23 protein-coding genes are annotated in these 22,517 nt (G+C 66.6%); 8 read left to right on the top strand and 15 right to left on the bottom strand.

Features of this window, described 5'->3' with window-relative positions; all coding sequences use genetic code 11:
- Positions 1 to 140 precede the first annotated feature (140 nt).
- The 7 genes from rseP to GA0071312_RS19925 form a co-directional block, all read right to left on the bottom strand.
- Positions 141 to 1,286 carry an RIP metalloprotease RseP gene (gene rseP, locus GA0071312_RS06965; RefSeq protein ID WP_074444361.1) on the bottom strand — a complete coding sequence of 382 codons (1,146 nt, stop codon included), beginning with the start codon at positions 1,284 to 1,286 and terminating at the stop codon, positions 141 to 143.
- A gap of 50 nt (positions 1,287 to 1,336) precedes the next feature.
- Positions 1,337 to 2,500, bottom strand: coding sequence for a 1-deoxy-D-xylulose-5-phosphate reductoisomerase (dxr, locus tag GA0071312_RS06960; protein ID WP_074444360.1), 1,164 nt, complete (start codon positions 2,498 to 2,500; stop codon positions 1,337 to 1,339).
- A 43-nt stretch (positions 2,501 to 2,543) separates the two neighbouring features.
- Positions 2,544 to 3,404, bottom strand: a complete 861-nt coding sequence (locus tag GA0071312_RS06955) for a phosphatidate cytidylyltransferase (RefSeq protein WP_074444359.1) — start codon at positions 3,402 to 3,404, stop codon at positions 2,544 to 2,546.
- On the bottom strand, positions 3,401 to 4,240 hold the full coding sequence (locus GA0071312_RS06950) for an isoprenyl transferase (RefSeq protein WP_083204656.1): 840 nt from the start codon (positions 4,238 to 4,240) through the stop codon (positions 3,401 to 3,403). The genes GA0071312_RS06955 and GA0071312_RS06950 overlap by 4 nt, the downstream gene beginning before the upstream one ends.
- A 64-nt stretch (positions 4,241 to 4,304) precedes the next feature.
- A complete protein-coding gene (gene frr, locus GA0071312_RS06945) occupies positions 4,305 to 4,865 on the bottom strand; it encodes a ribosome recycling factor (protein ID WP_074444358.1) in 561 nt (186 codons plus the stop codon).
- A gap of 51 nt (positions 4,866 to 4,916) precedes the next feature.
- Complete coding sequence (gene pyrH, locus GA0071312_RS06940) at positions 4,917 to 5,633, bottom strand: UMP kinase (RefSeq protein ID WP_074444357.1); 717 nt, start codon at positions 5,631 to 5,633, stop codon at positions 4,917 to 4,919.
- A gap of 109 nt (positions 5,634 to 5,742) precedes the next feature.
- A complete protein-coding gene (locus tag GA0071312_RS19925; protein WP_165603980.1) occupies positions 5,743 to 6,042 on the bottom strand; it encodes a hypothetical protein in 300 nt (99 codons plus the stop codon).
- 262 nt (positions 6,043 to 6,304) lie between these two features.
- Between GA0071312_RS19925 and GA0071312_RS06930 the strand changes: the two genes are divergently transcribed.
- From GA0071312_RS06930 to folD, 6 genes are all read left to right on the top strand, one after another.
- On the top strand, positions 6,305 to 8,005 hold the full coding sequence (locus GA0071312_RS06930) for a bifunctional diguanylate cyclase/phosphodiesterase (RefSeq protein WP_074444355.1): 1,701 nt from the start codon (positions 6,305 to 6,307) through the stop codon (positions 8,003 to 8,005).
- 4 nt (positions 8,006 to 8,009) lie between these two features.
- A complete protein-coding gene (murJ, locus tag GA0071312_RS06925; protein WP_165603979.1) occupies positions 8,010 to 9,683 on the top strand; it encodes a murein biosynthesis integral membrane protein MurJ in 1,674 nt (557 codons plus the stop codon).
- A gap of 97 nt (positions 9,684 to 9,780) precedes the next feature.
- Positions 9,781 to 10,821 carry a tryptophan--tRNA ligase gene (gene trpS / locus GA0071312_RS06920; protein ID WP_074445975.1) on the top strand — a complete coding sequence of 347 codons (1,041 nt, stop codon included), beginning with the start codon at positions 9,781 to 9,783 and terminating at the stop codon, positions 10,819 to 10,821.
- Between the two features lie 112 nt (positions 10,822 to 10,933).
- A complete protein-coding gene (locus GA0071312_RS06915) occupies positions 10,934 to 11,224 on the top strand; it encodes a YggT family protein (RefSeq protein WP_074444353.1) in 291 nt (96 codons plus the stop codon).
- A 2-nt stretch (positions 11,225 to 11,226) separates the two neighbouring features.
- A complete protein-coding gene (locus tag GA0071312_RS06910; RefSeq protein ID WP_074444352.1) occupies positions 11,227 to 11,628 on the top strand; it encodes a DUF167 family protein in 402 nt (133 codons plus the stop codon).
- Positions 11,628 to 12,500, top strand: coding sequence for a bifunctional methylenetetrahydrofolate dehydrogenase/methenyltetrahydrofolate cyclohydrolase FolD (folD, locus tag GA0071312_RS06905; protein ID WP_238947146.1), 873 nt, complete (start codon positions 11,628 to 11,630; stop codon positions 12,498 to 12,500). The genes GA0071312_RS06910 and folD overlap by 1 nt, the downstream gene beginning before the upstream one ends.
- A 9-nt stretch (positions 12,501 to 12,509) precedes the next feature.
- Here folD and GA0071312_RS06900 read toward each other — a convergent pair whose 3' ends face one another.
- The gene (locus GA0071312_RS06900; protein ID WP_074444350.1) at positions 12,510 to 13,397 is read right to left on the bottom strand and encodes a sigma-70 family RNA polymerase sigma factor; all 888 of its coding nucleotides are present in this window, start codon (positions 13,395 to 13,397) and stop codon (positions 12,510 to 12,512) included.
- Positions 13,398 to 13,630: 233 nt separating this feature from the next.
- Between GA0071312_RS06900 and GA0071312_RS06895 the strand changes: the two genes are divergently transcribed.
- Positions 13,631 to 14,686 (top strand): glycosyltransferase family 4 protein, encoded by a 1,056-nt coding sequence (locus GA0071312_RS06895; RefSeq protein WP_074444349.1) that lies wholly within the window; start codon positions 13,631 to 13,633, stop codon positions 14,684 to 14,686.
- Between the two features lie 123 nt (positions 14,687 to 14,809).
- On the opposite strand, the gene GA0071312_RS06890 is transcribed toward GA0071312_RS06895, so the two are convergent.
- From GA0071312_RS06890 to GA0071312_RS06860, 7 genes are all read right to left on the bottom strand, one after another.
- Positions 14,810 to 15,142 (bottom strand): DCC1-like thiol-disulfide oxidoreductase family protein, encoded by a 333-nt coding sequence (locus GA0071312_RS06890; RefSeq protein ID WP_074444348.1) that lies wholly within the window; start codon positions 15,140 to 15,142, stop codon positions 14,810 to 14,812.
- Positions 15,117 to 15,983: an HTTM domain-containing protein gene (locus GA0071312_RS06885; protein ID WP_074444347.1), complete on the bottom strand. Its 867-nt coding sequence runs from the start codon at positions 15,981 to 15,983 to the stop codon at positions 15,117 to 15,119. Before GA0071312_RS06885 ends, GA0071312_RS06890 begins: the two co-directional genes overlap by 26 nt.
- Positions 15,973 to 16,455, bottom strand: coding sequence for a hypothetical protein (locus GA0071312_RS06880; protein ID WP_131817730.1), 483 nt, complete (start codon positions 16,453 to 16,455; stop codon positions 15,973 to 15,975). The genes GA0071312_RS06885 and GA0071312_RS06880 overlap by 11 nt, the downstream gene beginning before the upstream one ends.
- A 293-nt stretch (positions 16,456 to 16,748) precedes the next feature.
- On the bottom strand, positions 16,749 to 18,971 hold the full coding sequence (gene pnp, locus GA0071312_RS06875; RefSeq protein WP_074444345.1) for a polyribonucleotide nucleotidyltransferase: 2,223 nt from the start codon (positions 18,969 to 18,971) through the stop codon (positions 16,749 to 16,751).
- A 289-nt stretch (positions 18,972 to 19,260) separates the two neighbouring features.
- Complete coding sequence (gene rpsO, locus GA0071312_RS06870) at positions 19,261 to 19,530, bottom strand: 30S ribosomal protein S15 (protein ID WP_074444344.1); 270 nt, start codon at positions 19,528 to 19,530, stop codon at positions 19,261 to 19,263.
- A 298-nt stretch (positions 19,531 to 19,828) separates the two neighbouring features.
- On the bottom strand, positions 19,829 to 20,044 hold the full coding sequence (locus GA0071312_RS06865) for a heavy-metal-associated domain-containing protein (protein ID WP_074444343.1): 216 nt from the start codon (positions 20,042 to 20,044) through the stop codon (positions 19,829 to 19,831).
- A 43-nt stretch (positions 20,045 to 20,087) separates the two neighbouring features.
- Entirely contained in the window at positions 20,088 to 20,480 is a 393-nt protein-coding gene (locus GA0071312_RS06860; RefSeq protein ID WP_074444342.1) for a RidA family protein, read from the bottom strand.
- 155 nt (positions 20,481 to 20,635) lie between these two features.
- Here GA0071312_RS06860 and GA0071312_RS06855 point away from each other — a divergent pair, with 155 nt between their 5' ends.
- On the top strand, positions 20,636 to 22,477 hold the full coding sequence (locus tag GA0071312_RS06855) for an EAL domain-containing protein (RefSeq protein WP_238947279.1): 1,842 nt from the start codon (positions 20,636 to 20,638) through the stop codon (positions 22,475 to 22,477).
- Positions 22,478 to 22,517: the final 40 nt, after the last annotated feature.

Below are 22,517 nucleotides of genomic sequence, written 5' to 3'. Positions count from 1 at the left end.
CGGACACGCACATGCATGCCGACCCGCTTGGTCTACACTCCGCTTCTACCGAAACTCGGCGCCATTGCAAACGCCGAATGTCCCACCCGGCAGAATTTTCCCCCGGCGTGGCCTTCGTGTCACGATGGGGCCGCAATCTTTCAGGCGCTGAGGTTAATGATATCATTCCAGGTGACGAAGAGCATGAGCATCAGAACCAGCGCCAGACCGATCCGGAAGCCGATTTCCTGCGCCTGATCACTGAGCGGGCGCCCACGCGCTGCCTCGATCGCATAAAACAGCAAATGCCCGCCATCGAGCATCGGCACGGGGAAGAGATTGATGAAGCCGATCGAGACGGAAAGCAATGCCGTGAGGCTCACCAGCCCGAGAATGCCGCCGAGGGTGGCGACGTCCCCCGAGACTTTCGCGATGCGGATCGGCCCGGAGAGCTGATCCGCCGATTCGCGGCCCGTCACGAGCTTGCCGAGATAGTCGACCGTCCGGTCGATGACGAAATAGGTCTCCGAGACTCCGTGACCGAGCGACTGCAGCGGGCCGTACGTGACATGGCGCACGGCCTGCGGATCGTTGACCGCCTGCAGCCCGATCATGCCGATGCGATGGCGCCCGAAAGCCGTCTCCTGCTCGGTGCGCACCGGCGTGACGAGGAGGGTCTCGATCTCTCCGTCCCGCTCGACCTCGAAGACGAGATCATCGCCGGCCGAGGAACTCACGATGCGCTGCAGATCAGAGAAGCCGACCACCTCGCGCCCGTCGATCGACAAAATCAGATCATTGGGCTCAAAACCCGCAGCCTCCGCCGCGCTGCCTTCCACCACCGCTTCGACGCGCGGTTCAAGCACCTGTTTGCCGTTGAAATAGGCCAGCCCGGCAAAGATCAGGATCGCGAGGATGAAATTCGCCGCCGGCCCCGCCGCCACGATCATGGCGCGTCGACCAACGGATTTGTGATGAAAGCTGCGGGAACGGGTCGCCTCGTCCATCTGCGAGAGTTCATCGGGATCCGGCGCACTGGAGACATTGAGATCGCCGGTGAACTTGACGTAGCCGCCCAGCGGAATGACGGAGACCTTCCAGCGCGTTCCCTGCCGGTCGGTCCAGCCGAACATTTCCGGCCCGAAGCCGATCGAGAACGCGTCGACACCCACACCGCACCAGCGCCCGACGAGAAAATGACCCATCTCATGGACGAAGATCACGATGGCAAGCACGAAGATGAAGGGAATCAGATAGCCGAAGACGAGATCCCAGACCGAACCGACCACCAGACCGAAAATTTCCATCACCCGCCTCCATTTCGCCGCATCCGCACCGGATCCGGCCCAAATCTGCGCTACATGCCCAGAACTTCGCGCGTCAGTGCGCGGGCGCGTTCATCGATGGCCAGAGCCGTCTCGACATTATCGGGCGCCTCGCGCTCTGAAGCCACCATACGCGAACAAACCTTCTCGACACTTACCGCGATACCATAAAAATCCAGCCGACCGGCAATGAAGGCGGCGACTGCGATCTCGTTGGCCGCATTGAGGATGGTGGGATGCGCGCCGCCATCCGCCAGAGCCGCCATGGCGAGCCCGAGACAGGGAAACCGCTCCAGATCCGGCTTCTCGAAGCTCAACGCCGCAATCGCGGCCAGATCAAGGCGTGGCAGCGCGGTGTCGAGCCGCATCCCCGGCGGTGCCAGCGCATGGGCGATGGGCACGCGCATATCCGGCGCCGCCAGCCCCGCCGTCACCGCACCGTCGCGCCAGCTCACCAGCCCGTGCACGATCGATTGCGGGTGCACGAGCACGTCGAGCCGCGCGGCCTCCAGCCCGAAAAGATGATGGGCCTCGATCAGTTCGAGGCCCTTGTTCATGAGCGTCGCCGAATCGATCGTGACCTTGGCCCCCATCGACCAGTTGGGATGCTTCGACGCCTCCTGCGGCCCGGCGGCGGCGATGGCCTCGCGCGACCATGTCCGGAACGGCCCGCCCGACGCGGTCAGCGTCATCGCGCTGACGTCGTCCAGCGCGCCGTTGCCCAGAGCCTGGGCCAGGGCGTTATGCTCTGAATCGACCGGCAGCACCGCCACCCCGGCCCGCGAAGCAGCCTGCATGAAGGCGGCGCCCGCACTCACGAGGCTTTCCTTGTTGGCCAGCGCGATAGCGCGCCCCGGACGGATCGCCGCCGCAGTCGGGCGCAGACCCGCCGTCCCCGCTATGGCTGCCAGCACGAGATCGGCCTCGTACGCAACCGCCTCCATGACGGCCCCCTCCCCCGCACCGCAGGCGATGCCGCTGCCCGCAAGCGCCTCACGCAGGGCCGGCAGGGCGGCGCCGTCGGCGAGCGCGGCATAGCGTGCGCCGGTCTCGCGGGCGGCTGCGGCCAGCGCCGGCGCGTCCGAGCCCCCCACCACCGCGGTGACCGTGAAGGCGTCGCGGTGACGGGCGATCACGTCGCGGGCCGATCGACCGATCGAGCCGGTCGCACCGAGCAGGATGAGTTTGCGTGTCATCGCCTCGCTCTTCTCCGTCAGCGTCGGGCTCGTACATCGGGCCTCATCCGGCGCCGATCCCGAAGGGCGACAGCCCCAGCAGCATCAGGCCGACCAGCAGACAGACGGCGAAGAACGCATCGAGCCGATCCATCACGCCGCCATGGCCCGGGATGAGACTGCCGGAATCCTTGACGTCGAAATGCCGCTTGAGCGCCGATTCGGCCAGGTCCCCCCCCTGTCCGATCACCGATGCGAGCCCCGAGAGCAGGGTCAGCGCCCAGAGATCGAGCGGCGGCGCCTGACCCGCAATCCGGGCGGCGAGCCCCAGCAGAAAACCCGCCAGCATGGCACAGGCCAGCCCGCCGAAGAATCCCGCCCAGGTCTTCTTCGGGCTCAGCCGGGGCCAGAGCTTCGGCCCGCCCAGCGCGCGCCCGGTGAAATAGGCCGCGATATCCGTGCCCCAGACCACGGCGAAGATCCATATGATTGCGAGCGCGCCGAGCGCCGGATCGGATCGCACAATGATCGGGACCGCCACCACCACGAAACCGACGGCATAGCCCGCGCCGGCCCAGATCCGGTCGCGCCACGTCATGCTGATCATCACGACGAGCGCGCCACCGGTCAGCGCGATCGCCGCCAGCACGATCCCCGGCCAGTCGGTGAGATGCGCCAGCACGAAGGCCGTATAGGCCAGCGCGCCGGCCACGACGCTGGGGATGCGACGGACGATCCAGACCATGGCGATCCATTCGAACAGAACCGCCGATCCCGCCGCCAGCCAGAGCAGGGCGAAGACGACCCCGCCGAACCAGGTCGTGCCCAGCGCCAGCGCGATCATCACGACGGCCGAGATGAGCCGGATACCAGTCTCCGAGCGCAGGAAGCCGCGCGCCTTGCCGCTTTCGCCGGGGCCGTTCATCGGCTCGCCTCACGATAGCGGGCGCCATCATCGGTGGCGGAGCCCTCCGCGACATGGCCGAGCCCGCCGAAACGCCGCTCGCGCCGGGCGTATTCCGCCAGTGCCCGGGCGAGAACCGCCTCGTCGAAATCGGGCCAGAGATCGGGCAGGAAGACATATTCGGCATAGGCCGATTGCCAGGGCAGGAAGTTCGAGACGCGCTGTTCGCCCGAGGTGCGAATCACCAGATCCGGATCGGGCATACCGGCCGTGTCGAGGGCATCGGCGAAGCGCGTCTCGTCGATGGCGGCAGGATCGAGCCTGCCGGCCGCGACCTCCGAGGCCAGACGCCGGGCGGCCCGCAGGATCTCCTGACGCCCGCCGTAATTGAAGGCCACAACGAGGTTGAGACCGGTATTGTCGCGCGTGCGCGCCTCGACCTCCTCCAGCAGCGCAAGAATGTCGCGGGAAAGGCCTTCACGTTCGCCGATGATCCGGATCCGGACGCCCGCTTCATGCAACGTGTCGAGGTCGCTGCGGATATAGCGCTTCAGGAGGCTCATCAGGATGGAGATTTCGGTCGGCGGACGGCGCCAGTTCTCGGCGGAAAAGGCATAGAGCGTGAGATAACCGATCCCGGCCTGCGTTGCGGCGCGCACACAGCGCCGCACCGCCTCGACGCCCTGGCGATGCCCCTCGGCACGCGGCAGGCCGCGCCGCGATGCCCAGCGACCGTTGCCATCCATGATCACGGCGACGTGACGCGGCAGGCGGGAAAGCGGATACCCGCCCCGGATGTCGGTCTGCGGCACGCCGCTGACCCGTGCGGCGGCTGCGGCGCTGTGATCCTCCGGCATGAAGCCCTGTCTCCGCTTGGCGCCGGCTGACCGGCGCATGCCCGGATGCAGGTCCGATCCCCGATCAGACCTGCATGATTTCCTTTTCCTTGGCCGCGACGACCGAGTCGACCTCGGAGACGTGTTCATCCGTCGCCTTCTGGACCTGATCGGCCTGACGCTTCTCGTCGTCCTGGCTGATATCGCCGTCTTTTTCCAGCTTCTTCAGCGTATCAAGCCCGTCGCGACGCACATGCCTGACGGCCACACGCGCCTCTTCGGCATATTTGTGCGCGACCTTGACCATTTCCTTGCGGCGCTGCTCGTTCATCTCGGGAATGCGCAGGCGGATGACCTGGCCCTCGGTCTGCGGATTGAGACCGAGATCGCTCTCGCGGATCGCCTTCTCGACGGAGGCCACCATGCTGCGATCCCAGACCTGGACCGAGAGCAGGCGCGGCTCGGGCACGCTGACCGTCGCGACCTGGTTGATCGGCATGGCGGCGCCATAGGCATCGACCGTGATCGGGTCGAGCAGGTTCGTGGAGGCGCGCCCGGTGCGCAGCCCCGCCAGATCGCTCTTCAATGAATTCACCGCGCCACGCATACGGCGCTTGATGTCGTCGAGATCGAATTCCGCAGCCATTGTCGTTGTCCTGTCGTGCAATTGTCGGGATACGGCCCGATGCTGTTTATATCAGGGCGCCACCACCGTCGAGGGTGCTTCTCGCTCCAGAATCGCCGCGATCGAGGACGGCGCGTGCAGCGAACCGACGATGATCGGCAACTTGCCGTCGCGGGCGAGCGCAAAAGCAGCGGTATCCATCACCTTCAGATCACGGGCGATCGCCTCGTCATGGGTAAGCCTGTCGTAACGCTTCGCATCCGCGTGCGCCTTGGGATCGGCGGAATAGACCCCATCCACCTGCGTCGCCTTGAGCACCGCGTCACAACGCAGTTCCGCAGCGCGCAGCACGGCGGAGGTGTCGGTGGTGAAAAAGGGATTGCCGGTACCGCCCGCCAGCACCACGACCTGGCCTTTTTCGAGATAATGCAGGGCCGGCTGGCGCGCATAGGTTTCGCAGATCGTCGGCATCGACACCGCCGACATGGTACGCGCCGAGACGCCGTTGGCGTTCAGCGCGGTCTCGAGCGCGAGCGAATTCATCACCGTGGCGAGCATGCCCATGGAATCCGCCGTGGGACGGTCGATCCAGCCGGCGGCGCTCATGCGCGCGCCACGGATGATGTTGCCGCCGCCGATCACCAGAGCGATCTCGAATCCCGCCGCCGTGGCGCGGGCTATATCCTGGGAAAGCCGGGTGAGGACCTGCGCATCGAGCCAGAACCCGTCCGGTGCCTGCAACGCCTCTCCCGACAGTTTCACGAGGATTCGTCGGTAGGGCATGGTCATGGCTGTTCTCCGGCTCGCGTTGACGGCGCGTCGTCCTTACTCCCCGAATTGCGCCCTTACCGCAAGGGGGCGCTGCGGATTTTTCGACCGCAGCGAATTGTGGACGGGCTCACACGGCGATGCCGCGCCCCTGCACCGGATGCGCCGATGCGCCCGCATAACAACGCGCGGCCTCCTCCGGCTCGGCCCGGCGCCGGGCCCGATAAGCAGGCAGGTTGCCGGCACAGGCGATCAGCTGCGTGACGAAACCCGCCGAGGCCCCAGCCTGCCGGGGCATCGCCCGGAACGATGCCCGTTCGTGCCGCGTGCGCTCATCCCCCTCGTTATGCGTGCGCGTGGTGGCCGTGACGGGCACGACCGCACGGCTCGCGGAATTGCGATTCGCGCGATGCGCGGCAGCGGTTTGCATCAATGGTTCGTTATGCATGCAGCGAAACTCCCGGACGCATGATCACCATTACGTGCAATTCTGCGGCCAGTTTTAACCGCCTGTTAACCTTGGTTTATGCATCATTTCAGGACGAATTGTCACCTGCAGGCGCTTGCTTCGGAAGATGGTTCGCGCACGGCGGGCATTGCCCTGTGCCGTTCTGGTGCACCGCATCCGGGCAATGGCATGGGCGTCACCGCGTCGGTTCAAGCCGTAACGGGATGGGAAAGGACGGGCCTCGATGTCGGATGCCAGACCGCCGGAAACGGCTCTCGATCCGCGCGCCGTGCTCACCTCCATCGGGGAAGTCATCTATGACTGGAACGTGGAGACCGACGCGCTCGCATGGAGCGCCAATGCCTGTGACGTGCTCGGCATCGCCGATCCGCAGAGCATCGCCACCGGTGGCGCCTTCGCGCTGATGGCCGAGCCGGGCAGCGGCATCAACCGCAACGAGACGATCAGCCTCGCCCGGGAGACTGATACCGGCGCGGGGATTCCCTTCAGGACACGTTACAACCTTCGCCTCCCGGATGGACGCCGGGTCGCCGTCGAGGATTCCGGTCGCTGGTATGCCGGGCCGGGCGGCACACCGGCGCGGGTCCACGGTGTGCTGCGCGTCGAGCCCGGCGATGCGACGCAGATGCGGCTGGGTGATCGCGGCGCCTTCGTCGATTTCATCGGCGCCGACGTGCTCGCCACTGCGAGTTCGCAAAAGCGCGTCACCATCATGATCGCCGCGATCGACAATCTCGAGCGGATCAACGACGAGCTCGGCTTCGATGGCGGTGATGCGGTGATCGACGAGGTCGCGACACGCATCCGCCGGGTGCTGCGCAGCCGCGACAAGATCACCCGCTACGCCAGCAACCGCTTCGCCGTGGCAATGATGTCGTGCTCTCTCGGCCAGGCTCCGATTGCCGCGCAGCGGCTGCGCGATGCGGTCGAGAAGACCCCCGTCGCGACGCAGGGCGGCGTCTTCCCCGTCAGCCTGCGCATCGGCGCGGCCTGTGCCCCCGATCACGCCCGCGATGCCGCCTCGCTGATGCGCCGCGCGGAAGATGCGCTGGCGCGTGCACGCATCCAGCCGCATGAAACGCTCGTCGTGCATGATCTGCGCTGCGAAGCCCGTCTGCGGCGCGAGGCGCAGCTTTCGGCCAATGCGGTGATCGATGCGCTCAACGAGCGCCGGCTCGTCTTCGCCCGCCAGCCGGTGGTCGATGCGCGCACCCGCAAGACGGTGTTCTGCGAGGCGCTGGCCAGGCTCACCCGCCCGGACATGCCGCTTCTGGCCGGTGGCGAGATCATGCCCGCAGTCGAGCGCGCGGGGCTGATGGATCTGCTCGATGCGCGCATGCTCGAACTGGCCACAAGCTGGCTCGCGAAGCATCCGGAGGACCATCTCTCCGTCAATCTCTCCCCGTCGACCCTGGAGCGCCCCGACTGGATCAGCGCGCTGGATGGTCATCTCGCCCTGCATCCGGGCGTGGCCGCGCGGCTGATCATCGAGATTACCGAGACGAGCGCGGTCCGCGATCCCGAACGCACGCGCATGCAGCTCGAAATGATGAAGCAGAAGGGCGTTCGCATCGCCATCGACGATTTCGGCGCCGGCCACACCTCCTTCCGCCATCTTCGCAGCTTCCCCGTCGACATTCTCAAGATCGACGGGGCCTTCGTGCAGAACCTGCCGCGCTCCCCCGATGACCGCTTCTTCGTGCGCACCCTCGTCGATCTCGCGCGCAATCTGGACATGCGTGTCGTGGCCGAATGGGTCGAGGACGAGGAGACCGCCGCCATGCTTGCGGAATGGGGCGTCGATTATCTCCAGGGACGCCATTGCGCCGAACCGATTCTGACGCTCGCCGATGATGCGGCACAACCCGCGACCGGCGACGCCGACAGGGACGGAGACGGGACCAGCAGTCCGGCGGTCGCGTGAGGCCGTGACGACGCAGTCGCCGCAGGATCCGGCGCCGCAAGATCCAACGCGGCAAGATCCAACGCGGCAAGACCCGGCGCGGCAAGACCCGGCGCGGGACAAATCTGCAGGCGATCCGGGCGCGAAGGGCCCTGTCCGATCCGGCCTCATCGTCGCCGGCGCCGCCGCCTTCTCCCGCATTCTCGGCTTCGTCCGCGACGTGATGATCGCCGCCGTGCTCGGGGCCGGTCCGGCGGCGGAGACGCTTGCGATCGCCCTGCGCCTGCCCAATCTCGCCCGGCGGATGGTCTCGGAAGGGGCGGTCAATGCCGGTTTCGTGCCACTGCACGCGCAGATCGCCGGGACCGGCGGGGCCGCGGCTGCGGCGGGATTCGCCGGGCGGGCGCTGACCACGATCGGGCTTGTGATCATCGCCCTGAGCGCCCTCGCCACCCTCGCCGCCGGCGCCCTGCTCGCGCTGCTCGCCGGCGGATTCGCCTCCGATGACCCCGCCCGCGACATCGCCGTCACCGCCACGCGGCTGGCCCTGCCGGCAATCGCGGTGATGACGCTGTCGGCTCTGATCGGTGCGGTGCTCACGGCCCATGGCCGCTTTCTCGCGATCAGCCTGAGCCCGCTCGTCGTCAATCTGGCCATGATCGCGCTTCTGGCCGCGCCGTTGCTCGGTCTCGCCCCGACACCAAAGCATATGGCCTTCGCGCTCGCGGCGACGATGAGCCTCGGCAGCCTGATGCAGCTCGCCCTCCTCGCCCGCGCCCTGCGCCGGCTGCCTGGCGCGGTCCGCCTGAGCCGACCGGCTTTCGATGCCGATCAGCGCCGGCTCGTGCGGCTCGCGTTCCCGGCCCTGATCGCCGCTGCGGGCTCCCAACTCCTCCTGCTCGCCGCCATGCCCGCTGCCTCGACCATGCCCGGCGCATTGGCCTTCCTGCATTATGCCGAACGCGTCTTCCTGCTGCCGCTCGGTCTCATTGCCGCGCTGGCGGGGATCGTGCTGCTGCCCCGGCTCGCATATCAGGCCGCAACCGGCATGCAGAGCGGCTTTCGCACCCTCGCGCGCCGCGCCCGCTTCGACGCGCTGCTGCTCGCGCTTCCTGCCGCGATCGGCCTCGTCCTGCTGGCGCAGCCGATCACCACGGCCTTGTTCGCGCGCGGCGCCTTCGACGCGGCGGATGCGCGCGCCACGGCGGGGTTGCTCGCCGGCCTCGCCTGCGGCCTGCCCTTCGCGGTACTGACCCGGATCAACGAGCAGATCCTCTTCGCCCGCCAGCGCATGCGCGCGCCCGCCCTTGTCGCTCTGGCGAGTTTCGCCCTCGCCCTGGCCGCCTGCGCGCTTGGCGCGAACCTCGCGGGGGCAACCGGGCTCGGACTGGGCATCGCCTGCGCCTTTGCCGGGCAATGGCTCGCACTGCATCGCGTCGCGCGCGACCGGGATCCGCACAGGCGGCCCCGCCATACGGCGCTGATCCGCTGGCGGCTTGCGCGCCTGATCGCCGCCAACACCGCCTTCGCGCTCTTCGTGCTCGGCGCGGATGCATTCCTGCCGCTGACCAGCCTCCCGGTCCTGATCGCCTTCTGCCTCGCGGCAATCCCGGTCTACGGCCTGCTCGCGATGCTGACGGGCACGCTCGGGCGCCATGATCCCCGGCGCAGGTTGCGCCGATCACACAGGGCGGCATGACGCAAGCCCGGTGTGGCCCGCCGGCCCTTGCATCCCGTCGCGGCTTGCCATAATCCCGCTATGCGCGCGTTTGGGTCGGCGCGAAAGGGGTATGTCGATGGCCGGTTTTGAGGAATTGGTGTTTTCCGGTGTGCAGCCGACGGGCAATCTGCATCTGGGGAATTATCTCGGTGCGATCAGCCGTTTCGTCACCATGCAGGAGAATTATTCCTGCATCTATTGCGTGGTCGATCTGCACGCCATCACCGTGCCGCAGGATCCGCGGCTGCTCAAGGACCAGATCCGCGAGGTCACGGCCGCCTTCATCGCCGCCGGCATCGATCCGAAGAAGAACATCGTCTTCAACCAGTCGCAGGTGCCCCAGCATGCCGAGCTCGCCTGGGTGTTCAACTGCGTGGCGCGGATGGGCTGGCTCAGCCGCATGACGCAGTTCAAGGAGAAGGCCGGCAAGGATCGCGAGAACGCCTCGGTGGGGCTGTTCGCCTATCCGACCCTGATGGCCGCCGATATCCTCGTCTACCGCGCCACCCATGTCCCCGTGGGCGACGACCAGAAGCAGCATCTCGAACTCTCGCGCGACATCGCCCAGAAATTCAACAATGACTGGGCGGAGATGATCGCCGAGCTCGGCCATGGCGCGGAATATTTCCCGCAGCCGGAACCGCTGATCCAGGGCCCGGCGACGCGGATCATGAGCCTGCGCGACGGCACGAAGAAAATGTCGAAATCGGACCCCTCCGATTACTCGCGCATCAATCTGACCGACAATGCCGACACCATCGCCCAGAAGGTGCGCAAGGCCAAGACCGATCCCGAGCCGCTGCCGGGCGCGCTCGAAGGTCTCGAAGGGCGCCCGGAGGCGGATAACCTCGTCGGCATCTTTGCGGCGCTCCGCGACATGCCGCGCCAGAGCGTGCTCGACGAATTCGGCGGCGCGCAATTTTCCACCTTCAAGGGCGCGCTGGTCGATCTCGCCGTGGAGACGCTCGCTCCGATCGCCGGCGAGATGCGCCGGCTGACCGCCGATCCCGGCCATATCGACGCAATCCTCGCTGACGGCGCCGGTCGGGCCGAGGCGATCGCCTCGAAGACCATGAACGACGTGCGCGACATTCTCGGCTTCGTGCGTCGCCCCTGAGCGCCCGGCTGTCGCCGCCATGGTTGTCGGCGGCGGCGCGGGGCGCTAAACCCTGTGGGGGGCCTGCACGCCCTGCCTGACCGAATCGCTTTCTCCAGACTGGACGCGCCTCATGCTCGCTGTTCTCGACGTCATCATGCTGGCCCTGCGGATCTATACCTGGCTCGTCATCGCCATGGTGATCATGAGCTGGCTCGTGGCTTTCGGCGTGATCAACACGCGCAACGATTTCGTGCGCATGATCTTCGATTTCCTCCACCGGGTGACCGAACCGGCCCTGTCACGCATCAGGCGGATCATGCCGGATCTGGGCGGGATTGATCTCTCGCCGATCATCCTGCTGCTCGGCATCTTCTTCCTGCAGCAGGTCATCATCCGCTACCTCTATCCGATCGCCTTCTGATCATGACCGGGGCGCCCTCACCTGCGCGCCCCGCCTGGAGGGAGCGCGAAGACGGGATCAGCCTCAATCTGCGCGTCACGCCCGGCGCCAGGCAGGCTGCGATCCGGGGCGTTCAGGATATCGGTGACGGGCGCGAGGCGCTCGCCGTGACCGTGCGCGCGAAAGCCCGGGACGGCGAGGCCAACAAGGCCGTGATCGCACTGATCGCCGGGGCGCTGGGCATCGCACCCGCCCGGATCAGCCTCATCACCGGGGCGAGTGCACGGCTCAAGAGCCTGCATCTGGGAGGCGATCCGCAAAGGCTCGCAGAAATGCTTGCAGAAATGCTTGCAGAAATGCTTGCAACCCTGCTCGCACGATGCGAGCCCCTTGCCCGCAATGCATCGTATCAAGGATCATCGTGATGAGCGCCACCATCATCGACGGCAAGGCCGTCGCCGCCGATCTGCGCAGCCGCCTTGCCGGCGAGGTTGAGAGCATTGCCGGCACCGGGCTCACCCCGGGCCTCGCCGTGGTGCTGGTCGGAGAGGATGCCGCCAGCCAGGTCTATGTGCGCAACAAGGCAAAGCAGACCCGCGAGATCGGCATGGCCTCCTTCGAGCACCGTCTGAGCGCAGACACGCCGGAGACCGATCTGCTGGCCCTGGTCGCACGGCTCAATGCCGATGACGCGGTTGACGGAATCCTCGTGCAATTGCCCCTGCCCGATCATATCGACGCGCAGAAGGTGATTGCGGCGATCGATCCGGACAAGGATGTGGACGGGTTTCACCCGGTCAATGCCGGGCGCCTCGCCACCGGATTGCCCGGGCTCGTGCCCTGCACGCCGCTGGGCTGCGTGATGCTTGCCAAGAGCGCGCAGGCCGATCTTTCCGGGATGGAAGCCGTGGTGGTGGGCCGCTCCAACATCGTCGGCAAGCCGGTGGCGCAATTGCTGCTGGCGGAGAACTGCACCGTGACCATTGCCCATTCGCGCAGCCGCGATCTTCCCGCGATCTGCCGGCGCGCCGATCTCCTCGTCGCGGCGGTGGGGCGCCCTGAAATGGTGCGTGGCGACTGGATCAGGCCCGGCGCCATCGTCATCGACGTCGGCATCAACCGGGTACCCAATCCTGATGCGGGAGGCGGCAAGACCCGCCTTGTGGGCGATGTCGCCTTCGCCGAGGCGCGCGCGGTCGCGGGCGCGATCACCCCTGTCCCCGGCGGCGTCGGGCCGATGACCATCGCCTGCCTGTTGCAGAACACCCTCACCGCCGCGCGGCAGCGGCGCGGGTAACCCGCCGGATCAGCCGACCGGAACCGCCCCGGCTTCGTCCTCTACGGCAAAGCCGTCCTCCGCGAACCAGCGACGCAGCTTGCGCATGCCCTGTTCGCGGATCTGGCGGATGCGCTCGCGCGACACGGCGTGGATCTCGGCGAGTTCGCTGAGCGTGCGCGGCGGATCGGAGACATAATAATCGGTCACGATGGCACGCTCGCGCGACGGCAGGCGGTCGAGATAGCCGGCGAGATGGGTGCGCAGCTTCTCGCGGCTCAGGCTGTCGAGGGCTTGCACTTCCGGGTCGGGGGCGTTCTCGTCGACGATGTCGAGCGCCTCACCATCCTCCGAATCCTCATCCGGTCGCTGATCGAGGGAGACGTCGCGCACGCTCATGCGCTCGCGCAAGGTGGCGATCCGCTTCTCGGGAAGCTGCATGATGCGCGACAATTCCGCATTGATCTGCGCATCATTCGGCTGCTCGCCATGGGTGAGGCCATGGCGGCTCTCCAGCCGGCGCAGATGCAGGTAGATCATCTTCTGAGCTGCCGAGGAACCGATCTGGACCATGGCCCAGTTACGCACCCGGTATTCCTGGATCTCCGCGCGGATCCACCAGCGGGCATAGGTTGAAAAGCGCACGCCCTTGTCCGGATCGAACCTGTCGGCGGCCTTCATCAGGCCGAGATAGGCCTGCTGCATCAAGTCATCATGATTCTCGCCGCTGCGCCCGGCCATGCGCGCGACGGCACCCTGGGCGAGACGACGGTGGGCGAGGATCAACCGGTCGCGCGCACCCCGGTCACCGCGCTCCCGCCAGGCCCGGGCCAGCGCCGTCTCGGTCGGCTGATCGATCTGGTCGTAGCGCCCGAGCGGGCGGCTGTCGGCTGCCTGAAAGGGAACATGGATATTCATCACGGTCCTCGTTGATTTCGATACGAAACTAAATCCTTGATGCAGGTCCGTCAATCCAGTTTCGAAGCGCTATCAATTTCGCCGCCGCGTTTTCTTGCAAAAGGCGCTTCAGCGCGCCACAAGGAGGCACCCGCAATGGCCAGACCGGAAAGGGTGGCAACAGAGATGGCGATCGATACGCGACGAGGCCGGCGCACGCGCCGAACCGGGCGATCGCGGGGAGTGAAGCGGTGATGCGCATCGCCGTCGTCCTGCCCCGCAACATGCATTTCGGGCCCGCCGGCGCCACATCGATCGATCTTTGCGCGCGCGATGCTGTGCTGCACAGCCGCCATGGCGGCGATATGCGCGTGATCTGCGAGGACGCCCCGGGGCTCTACGAAGACATGCCGGTCACGACGTTTTCCGGGCGCAGCGTGGGTCATCGGATGCGTGGCGCGGCGCGGGCTGCAGCGGCACATGATCCCGATCTCGTCATCGTGCACCAGCACGCGCCAAGCGCCGCGCGGCTTGCGCGTCTCCTGCCCGATCGGCGCGTCGTGCTGTATCTGCACGGGATGCCGAAGCGGCTGAGCGGGTTCCGGCGCTGGTGGCGCGCGCGTGATTACCGGGATCTCGCGGGGATGATCTTCGTCAGTGAAGCCGCGCATGACGTCTTCGGCGGGCTCTATCCCGCCAATGGTCGCCCGCGCCTGGTCGTGCCCAACGGCATCGACCCGCAATTCTGGACCGGCATCGATTCATCACGCGGCGACACGATCGTGATGGTGGGCCGCATCGAGCCGCAGAAGGGATCGCTTGCCGTGGCGCAGGCGCTCGCCGAAGTGCTGCCGCGCCATCCGGGCTGGCAGGCGCGTTTCATCGGGCCGTTGGCCGGTGACCGAGCCTTCCGCGAAGCCTTCGCGCGCACGATCGCAGCGTGCCCGGGCATCACGCTGACCGGAACGCTTCCCTTCGACAGGGTACGCGAAGAATGCCTGTCCGCGCGCATCGCGGTGCTCGCCTCGCATGCGGAGGGTTTCGGCCGCGTCGCGGTCGAGGCCTTCGCTGCCCGCCTCGCCCTGATCGCCACCCGCGCCGGCGGGCTGGGTGAGGTGATCGGCGATTGCGCATATGCGCTGCCCTCCCCCGAGTCCGCACCGCTCGCGCGGGCCATCGAGACCCTGATCACCGATTCCGCCCTGCGCGAAGATCTCGCAACACGCGGCCATGCGCGCTTTCAGGCGCATTACACCACGGCTGCTTTTGCGGCAGCGTTCGATGCGGCAGTAGAGAAAATGGCCGCATGAGCGTGACGCTGCCGGAACGGCGGACGCATATCGCGGTCATGCGGGCATCGGCGATCGGATCCTCACAGAATCCGGGCGACGCTGTTGCGGCTGCCCATGCATCCTGCGCAGATGTCGCACCCGTCAGATCGGTTTGCGCCCCAGAAGGCGTAACGTCATGTTGCGCCCGAAACGCAGGAACGGATAGAGCGCCCGTGCCAGCCTTGCATTGCGCAACGGACCCGGACGCTGCGAGAGCTGCGAGAGCAGGCACACGGCATCGGCACCGTGATAGACGCGTCCGTCGAGATCGACGATCATGCCTTCATTGAGATCGAGCCCGTAGCTTGCCGCGCGTTCGGGCTCCGCCCGGGCGTCGACGAGTTGCACCGTGTATTCCTCGCGCAGGCGCTGATAAGCGGCATAGCGCGAGCAGAACGGGCAATCGCCGTCATAGATGATGCGCAACACGCTCATGGCCTTGTATCCGATCAATGAAGCTGTGGACGCGGGCTGGATCCAGCAGGGCCAGATAGAGCACCATGGCCGTTGCGGAATAGGTGTGAACCGGCAGCATCAGATAAAAACCCGCATGCAGGGCAAGGCCCATGGGCAGCGCCCAGATCCGCCAGCGCGGCACGAGGATCGCAACGGCCAAGACGTATTCGACGATCACGACGATCACGGAGAGCAATGCGATCATTCCGGGATAGGCGAGGACGAATTCGAGGGCACGCCCGGAATAGACCCACACGAATGTCTGCTCGAGACGCTCTCCGGACAGAAAGGCTCGATCGGTCTTGTCGATGGCGGTCCAGAAATACATCGCCGACAATTGCAGGGCTATCAGGCGCTGGCCCCATAACAGCCCGTATTCACGCGGTTCCGGCTGCGTCGGTCGGGCCCGCCGCGCGGCATTGAGCACCCGCCAGCGGTCGAGGGAATAGGAGCGCCCGCATTCGGTCAGCGCCAGAAGGAGACAGGCGGTGCCGAGCAGATAGACATGATGGTGGGCCCAGCCCGCCGTCTGTGTGAGCGCACCCGCGATATAGAGACACATGACGCTCAGCCCGGTCCCGATACAGGCGAACCGGCTCAGATAACCGACGAACATCATCGCCACCATCAGAAAGAACAGCGCCGAAAGAAGCAAGGTGCCGGGGTTCTGCGCCTGGTGGAAACCGATCTCTCCGCCGAAGCGCGTGATCGCGATAACTGCGAGCCCAATGCGCATCAGCGCGACGGCGCGCGTCGAACCGGTGAAGGACGGCCCCCACCGATCGAACCGCGCAGCAATCGTCTGCAGATCAACGGTCATGCTCTGCCTCCCGTTGCGATCCTGCTGCGGTGATTTGATGACCGTCACCCTTGCACACATCGCCATGCTGCGCGCGACGCCAACCCGCGCGCGTCCCCACAACGCCCTCGAAACTCACCCGATCACCGTCATGATCCGCGAGCGCTTCGCACAGACGCGCGGCAAAGGCCGGCAAATCCGCATCATCGAGAACACGATGTGCGAAGGTGTAATGGATGACGCTCGGATAAGCCGGCAGATCCAGAGCCTCGAGCGGTGACAGCGTCGCCACCATATGGTCGCCGCGCCAGATCCGGAACTCGCCCCTGGGAATACCGACACCGACACCGGAATACATCACCCATTCGCGCAACAGCAGGTGCTTCACGCCGAATACCTGCCCGGCAGACGGTGCCAGCAGGATGAACAGGGCGATCCCCACGAAGCCGGCTCGCCGCAATTGCGTCGGCAAACCGCTGGGGCGCGAGTCCACGCCTTCTCTGCGCGCATCAGCAGACATCTCGTCACCCTGCATGCCTCTCCCCTGATCGGAACCGGCGATGATGCTGGATGAAAGATGTTAAGTTGTGTCTAATGCGGTTGTCTGCGCGCCTCTGGGCAGCGGATCAAAGCTTCAGAAGGGCACCATAGCGCCGCACATGCGATGAAGCGCGGCACGCGACGGCGCCGGAACGCAAACGGCCCGCGAAAAATATCGCGGGCCGGGCGATTCTCACGCCGGGACATCAGTCCCGGGCATACAATGCCAATTCACTCCGAGCCAATTCACTCCGAATGGCGACGCGGGCGGCGGGGGCGGCGGTCGCCGCGATCCTCGCGATCATCCTCGCCGGTTTCACCGCGCGCCGCGCGCTCGGCTTCCCGCTCGGCCTTGATCTTCTCGGAGATGTCCTCGCCGGTCTCCTGGTCGACGACCTTCATCGACAGGCGCACCTTGCCGCGATCATCCATGCCAAGGAACTTGACCTTCACGGTATCGCCTTCCTTGACCACATCGGTGACCTTGGCGACGCGCTGCGGGGCGAGTTCGGAGATGTGGACCAGGCCGTCGCGTGAACCGAAGAAGTTCACGAAGGCGCCGAATTCCATCACCTTGACAACCTTGCCCTCGTAGATCTCGTCCTTCTCGGGCTCGGCCACGATCGAGCGAATCCAGTTCTTGGCCGCTGCAATCGACTTGCCGTCGGCAGAGGCGATCTTCACCGTGCCGTCATCCTCGATATTCACCTTGGCGCCGGTCTTCTCCACGATCTCGCGGATGACCTTGCCGCCGGTGCCGATGACTTCGCGGATCTTGTCGCTGGGGATCTGCATCACTTCGATGCGCGGGGCATGCTCACCGAGCTCGGCGCGCGGAGCGTCGAGGGCCTTCTGCATCTCCGCCAGAATGTGCGTGCGCCCACCCCTGGCCTGATCGAGCGCGACGCGCATGATCTCTTCGGTGATGCCGGCGATCTTAATGTCCATCTGCAGGGAGGTGATGCCCACCTCCGAGCCGGCGACCTTGAAGTCCATGTCGCCGAGATGATCCTCGTCACCGAGAATGTCGGAGAGCACCGCGAATCGCTCGCCCTCGAGGATCAGGCCCATGGCGATACCCGCCACCGGGCGGCGCAGGGGCACACCCGCATCCATCAGCGAGAGCGCGCCGCCGCAGACGGTCGCCATCGAGGAGGAACCGTTCGATTCCGTGATCTCGGAGACGAGGCGCAGCGTGTAGGGGAATTCATGCGCCGGCGGCAGGACCGGACGCAGGGCGCGCCATGCCAGCTTGCCGTGGCCGATTTCGCGGCGCCCCGGCGAACCGACGCGGCCCGTCTCGCCCACGGAGAAGGGCGGGAAGTTGTAGTGCAGCAGGAAGCGTTCCTTGCGGGTGCCTTCCAGTTCGTCGATGAACTGCTCGTCCTCGCCGGTGCCGAGCGTCGCCACGACGAGCGCCTGGGTCTCGCCACGGGTGAACAGCGCCGAACCATGGGTGCGCGGCAGCACGCCGACTTCGGAGACGATCGGACGCACGGTCTTCACATCGCGCCCGTCAATGCGCTCGCCATCATCGAGAATGGCCCAGCGCACGATCTTGGCCTGGACTTCCTTGAATGTGGCCTTGACCATTTCGGGTGCGAAACGCGGCTCGCCGTCCTCGGGGAGAAGCGCCTCGGTCACCTTCGCCTTGGCAGCGTCGATGGCGGCGTAGCGCTCCTGCTTGTCGCGATGCTTGTAGGCGGCGCGCAGATCGGCCTCGGCAATCTCGAGCACGGCCGTCTCGACCTCGGAAAGGTCTGTCGGCGCGAAATCACGCGGCTCCTTGGCGGCTTTCTCGGCCAGACGGATGATCGCATCGATCACCGGCTGGAAATGCTTGTGACCGAACATCACCGCGCCGAGCATGATGTCCTCGGGCAGCTCCTGGGCTTCCGATTCGACCATCAGCACCGCTTCGTTCGTGCCCGCCACGACGAGATCGAGCTTGGTATTCTCCATCTCGGGCAGCGGCGGATTGAGCACGTAACCGCCATCGATATAGCCCACGCGCGCCGCGCCGATCGGACCGGCGAAGGGCACGCCCGAGAGGGTCAGGGCGGCCGAGGCCGCGACCATGGCGACGATGTCGGGATCATTCTCGAGATCATGCGAGAGCACCGTCACGATCACCTGGGTGTCGTTGCGCCAGCCGTCGAGGAAGAGCGGGCGGACCGGGCGGTCGATCAGGCGGGAGACCAGCGTCTCCTTCTCGCTGGGGCGGCCTTCGCGCTTGAAGAAGCCGCCGGGAATGCGTCCCGCTGCATAGGTGCGTTCCTGGTAGTTCACCGTGAGCGGCAGGAAGTCTGTGCCGGGCTTGGGCTCCTTGGCCGCGACCGCTGTCGCCAGCACGGTGGTGTCGCCATAGGTGGCGACAACGGCGCCGTCGGCCTGACGGGCCATGCGCCCGGTTTCGAGGACCAGCTTGCGGCCGGCCCAGATCAGTTCTTCACGTTGGATATCGAACATGTCGTCCTTGCTTTCATGCAATGTCGGCCTTCGGCGACACCATGGGCAAGACGGCGGGGGGCTTCTCTTCGGGATGCCGGGCAGGGCGGGCGCGCATGCATGATGCGGGCGGGCCGTGCCGGCGCGAAACCCCCGGCGATCCTGCCATGGTCATCTCCGGGCCTTCTCGTACTGACGGTGACCGCGTTCGGCCACCATCGGGTGCCGGCGCAAGGCCCTGCCGAGCGGCAGGCGCATCCGCGCCGGCGGGTTCGTCATGCGCACCGGCGGACCGGGGCGCGGGGCGGCGTCAGCGGCGGATGCCGAGACGACCGATCAGAGCGCGGTAGCGCGGCTCGTCGTGACGCTTGACATAGTCGAGCAGCGAACGACGCTGCGAGACGAGCTTCAAAAGACCGCGGCGGGAATGGTTGTCCTTCGCATGGGTCTTGAAATGCTCGGTCAGATTGGTGATCCGCTCGGTGAGGATGGCGATCTGGACATCCGGGGAGCCGGTATCACCTTCTTTCGCACCGAATTCCTTGATCAGTTCCTGCTTGCGCTCAGGCGTGATCGACATCGGTTTTCCTTTCGATGAGACTTGGAACGAAACGGGTTCCCGCAGCGCCGCCGCTTCTCGCGAAGACGGCCTTTGCCGACAGGGCCCTGCGCTGCGGCGATGCCGGGATGTCGTCCAGCATGGTCGCAAGCACCATGGTTCGCGCTGACACAGCCCTCGCGAATGGCCGCAACATAGTCGATCTGCGCATAAATGCCAGCGGAAAATCACGCCGGTCCGGACGATGTCGCAAACGCTGCTGCAGGCCGACCCAAGACCTTCCGGCCTTGCCTGCCAGCCCGCCTCCCGGCCCTGGCCCTCAGCCTCGCGCCTGCGCGGGGAAGCCGCCCTTGTCGAGCGCAGCGCAGACCGTTTCGACGGGTGCCTGCGTGCGCAACTGCGCTGCGCCGGCATCGAGATCGACCCGAATGACGGCCTGCGGGTCGATCTTCTTCACGATCCGCTCCACCGCCGCGAGGCAGCCGCCGCAGGACATGCCCTCGATGGCGAGGCTGATCTGGGACGTTTCGCTCATGGCATTCTCCTTCGCACAGGCCGATCACGCGACGGCAGCCGGCTCAATCCGCGTCACGCACCGCTTCCGCCTCGATCTCGACGAGCAGATCGGGAGCCGCGAGCCCCGCCACCTGCAGATATGTCGTGGCCGGAGCATGCCCCTGCAAGGCCTTGTCCCGCGCGGCGCGGAAATTCATCACCGTGTCGGGGCGCGTGCTGAACACGGTCACCTTGACGAGATGGCGGGTTTCCATGTCGGCGGCGCGCAGAACGGTGAGGAGGTTGGCCCAGGCCAGATCGAGCTGGGCATCGACCCCGTCGGCGACGGTACCATCGGGATGGACCCCGATCTGCCCGGAAATCACCAGGCGGCGCCCCGTCAGGGCATGCGTCACGCCGTGCGAATAGGACGAGGCGGGGGCGTGAATGGTCGGCGGATTGAAGAAATCGGGCATCCTGGTTCCTCCCCTGGCATCGTTTCGTTGCCGAACTCGGCGACATCTTGCCGGAAGCCTGTGGACCGGGCAAGTTGGGGCGAAATTTGGGCTGGTACTTCCAGTAGCGATTTGCGAGTTTTCGTGTCGCATCATGCGTGGAGCAGGTCGTGTCGATGGGGAGCATCAGGAACTGGGCATTGTGGGCCGTCAGTGCCGTGGCGATCATTGCCTCGGCTGTCGCCCTGTGGAGCCTGTTCGGTGCGGCGCTGGCGCCGGGCATGCTGCTCGCCGGGATCGGCGCGATCGCGGTCTTCACCTTCGCCGCAGCGGGGTTCTGGCGGGCCGGGCGCGCCTCTGGGCTCGCCGCGAAGACGGCCCATGATCTCGATATCGTCGCCCGCCGGCTGTTGCGTCTGGAGGCGCGGCTGGCCGAGATCGAGCGCCATCCCCATGCCGAGACGCGCAAGACCGTCGCCGAGGTTTCCGGCGAGATCGCCCTGCTGAGTGGTCTTCTGCGCGATCTCGCCGGCAGCGTCTCCGGCCATGACCGTGACGTGGCGACGCTGGCCGAGGAGATCGTCGACCTGCGCCAGCGCCTCGACGGCGCTGCATCGATGCGCGCGGGGGACATGCACGCAGGAGACATGCGCGCAGGAGACATGCGCGCGGCGGAGCCTTCACAGCCCGCAGATGCGGCGGATGGCGGCACCGGCTGGGCCGACCGGCTTTCCGATCTCGCCCCCGCCGGGAGCATTGGCGAGGAAGGCATACGCAGTCCGGATCTGCCCGCCGCGCCTGCCATGGGCGAAACCGCGCCGCCACCGCTCACCCCGCAGGCGCCTGCGGCGAATGACCGTGACGCCCTGATCGGCGGTGTCTCCGCCGTGGAAGACGCACTGTTTTCCACCCCACCGGAGCCGCCGGAACCCGCCACCGATCCGGCCGAGGAGGCGCGCAAGCGCGCGATCCTCCAGGCATTTCGCGAGGACCATCTCGAAATTCACCTGCAGCCCGTGGTCAACCTGCCCCAGCGCAAGACGCGCTTCTACGAGGCGCTGGCCCGTCTGCGCCTCGATGAGCAGACCCTGCTTCAGCCCGACGAATTCCTGCCGGTTCTGGAGGAATCGCAGCTCCTTCCCGAACTCGACGGCAAGGTCGCCGCTCGCGCCGCCGCCGTGGCGCGCCATCTGGTCAATCGCGGCAGCGAGGGTTTCGTCAGTTGCAACCTCGCAGCAGCGAGCGTGCGCACACCCGGATTCCTGCGCGCGCTCGGGCGTATTCTGGAGGCTTATCCCGACATTCTGGGGCGCCTTGCCTTCGAGATCCCGCAGCGGGCCTGGCGCATGCTCGATGCGGAATCGGCTGGCGCGCTGGAGCAGCTGCGCGCCAAGGGTGCGTTCTTCATTCTCGACCGCGCCACCGACATGCGCCTCGACCCGCTGAGCCTCGCCGATCGCGGCGTCGCTTATGCCAAGCTGCCCGCGCGCATGCTGCTCGACCCGCAACCGAGCCATGGGCTCGATTTCGAGACTGCCGATCTCGCCACGGTGCTCAGCCGTGCGGGTATCCGGCTCGTCGCCGACCGGGTCGAGACCGAATCCGACGTGCCCGATCTGATCGATATCGACGTGCCGCTGGCGCAGGGCTACGTCTTCGCGCCGCCGCGCGCGGTGCGCCCCGATATCGTCGCCGGCCTCGCGCGCCGGGCCACACCGCCGCAGAGCGCACCGCCTTCACGATCCGGCACGGCGCAGCAGGCCGGAAATGCGGGCGCTGACGGGTCACGCGCTGCGGGCAACACCGCCACGCAGAGGTCGATCGGTAACAGGTCGAGCGTGGACAGATCGGCCACAGGCACGGATTCCGCAGGCAAGAATGCTGCAAGCAAGAACGCCACAGGCAAGAATGCCACAGGCAAGAACGCCGCCAATCCGCCCCCCGCTGCGCCGACCGAGCCGCCCGATCCGCCCGAGCCGCGCCTGCCCTATCGTGCCTTCCTGCGGCGTGCGGGCTGAGCGCTTCCCCGGCATGGAGGGTCCCCGCCATTAATGAAAG

The sequence above is a fragment of the Saliniramus fredricksonii genome (assembly GCF_900094735.1).
GTDB classification, from domain to species: Bacteria; Pseudomonadota; Alphaproteobacteria; order Rhizobiales; family Beijerinckiaceae; genus Saliniramus; species Saliniramus fredricksonii.
The sequence above is the reverse complement of the archived record's forward strand: the minus strand, read 5'-3'. Positions and strand labels throughout refer to the sequence as shown.

Coding starts and splice junctions, on each gene's coding strand:
- GA0071312_RS06865 (WP_074444343.1), bottom strand. CDS start 20,044: ATGAGCGAAACGTCCCAGATCAGCCTCGCCATCGAGGGCATGTCCTGC.
- GA0071312_RS06900 (WP_074444350.1), bottom strand. CDS start 13,397: ATGAATATCCATGTTCCCTTTCAGGCAGCCGACAGCCGCCCGCTCGGG.
- GA0071312_RS06890 (WP_074444348.1), bottom strand. CDS start 15,142: ATGAGCGTGTTGCGCATCATCTATGACGGCGATTGCCCGTTCTGCTCG.
- rpsO (WP_074444344.1), bottom strand. CDS start 19,530: ATGTCGATCACGCCTGAGCGCAAGCAGGAACTGATCAAGGAATTCGGT.
- GA0071312_RS19925 (WP_165603980.1), bottom strand. CDS start 6,042: ATGCAAACCGCTGCCGCGCATCGCGCGAATCGCAATTCCGCGAGCCGT.
- GA0071312_RS06860 (WP_074444342.1), bottom strand. CDS start 20,480: ATGCCCGATTTCTTCAATCCGCCGACCATTCACGCCCCCGCCTCGTCC.
- GA0071312_RS06895 (WP_074444349.1), top strand. CDS start 13,631: ATGCGCATCGCCGTCGTCCTGCCCCGCAACATGCATTTCGGGCCCGCC.
- pyrH (WP_074444357.1), bottom strand. CDS start 5,633: ATGACCATGCCCTACCGACGAATCCTCGTGAAACTGTCGGGAGAGGCG.
- folD (WP_238947146.1), top strand. CDS start 11,628: ATGAGCGCCACCATCATCGACGGCAAGGCCGTCGCCGCCGATCTGCGC.
- frr (WP_074444358.1), bottom strand. CDS start 4,865: ATGGCTGCGGAATTCGATCTCGACGACATCAAGCGCCGTATGCGTGGC.
- pnp (WP_074444345.1), bottom strand. CDS start 18,971: ATGTTCGATATCCAACGTGAAGAACTGATCTGGGCCGGCCGCAAGCTG.
- dxr (WP_074444360.1), bottom strand. CDS start 2,500: ATGACACGCAAACTCATCCTGCTCGGTGCGACCGGCTCGATCGGTCGA.
- GA0071312_RS06910 (WP_074444352.1), top strand. CDS start 11,227: ATGACCGGGGCGCCCTCACCTGCGCGCCCCGCCTGGAGGGAGCGCGAA.
- rseP (WP_074444361.1), bottom strand. CDS start 1,286: ATGGAAATTTTCGGTCTGGTGGTCGGTTCGGTCTGGGATCTCGTCTTC.
- GA0071312_RS06855 (WP_238947279.1), top strand. CDS start 20,636: ATGGGGAGCATCAGGAACTGGGCATTGTGGGCCGTCAGTGCCGTGGCG.
- GA0071312_RS06915 (WP_074444353.1), top strand. CDS start 10,934: ATGCTCGCTGTTCTCGACGTCATCATGCTGGCCCTGCGGATCTATACC.
- GA0071312_RS06930 (WP_074444355.1), top strand. CDS start 6,305: ATGTCGGATGCCAGACCGCCGGAAACGGCTCTCGATCCGCGCGCCGTG.
- trpS (WP_074445975.1), top strand. CDS start 9,781: ATGGCCGGTTTTGAGGAATTGGTGTTTTCCGGTGTGCAGCCGACGGGC.
- GA0071312_RS06950 (WP_083204656.1), bottom strand. CDS start 4,240: ATGCCGGAGGATCACAGCGCCGCAGCCGCCGCACGGGTCAGCGGCGTG.
- GA0071312_RS06885 (WP_074444347.1), bottom strand. CDS start 15,983: ATGACCGTTGATCTGCAGACGATTGCTGCGCGGTTCGATCGGTGGGGG.
- GA0071312_RS06955 (WP_074444359.1), bottom strand. CDS start 3,404: ATGAACGGCCCCGGCGAAAGCGGCAAGGCGCGCGGCTTCCTGCGCTCG.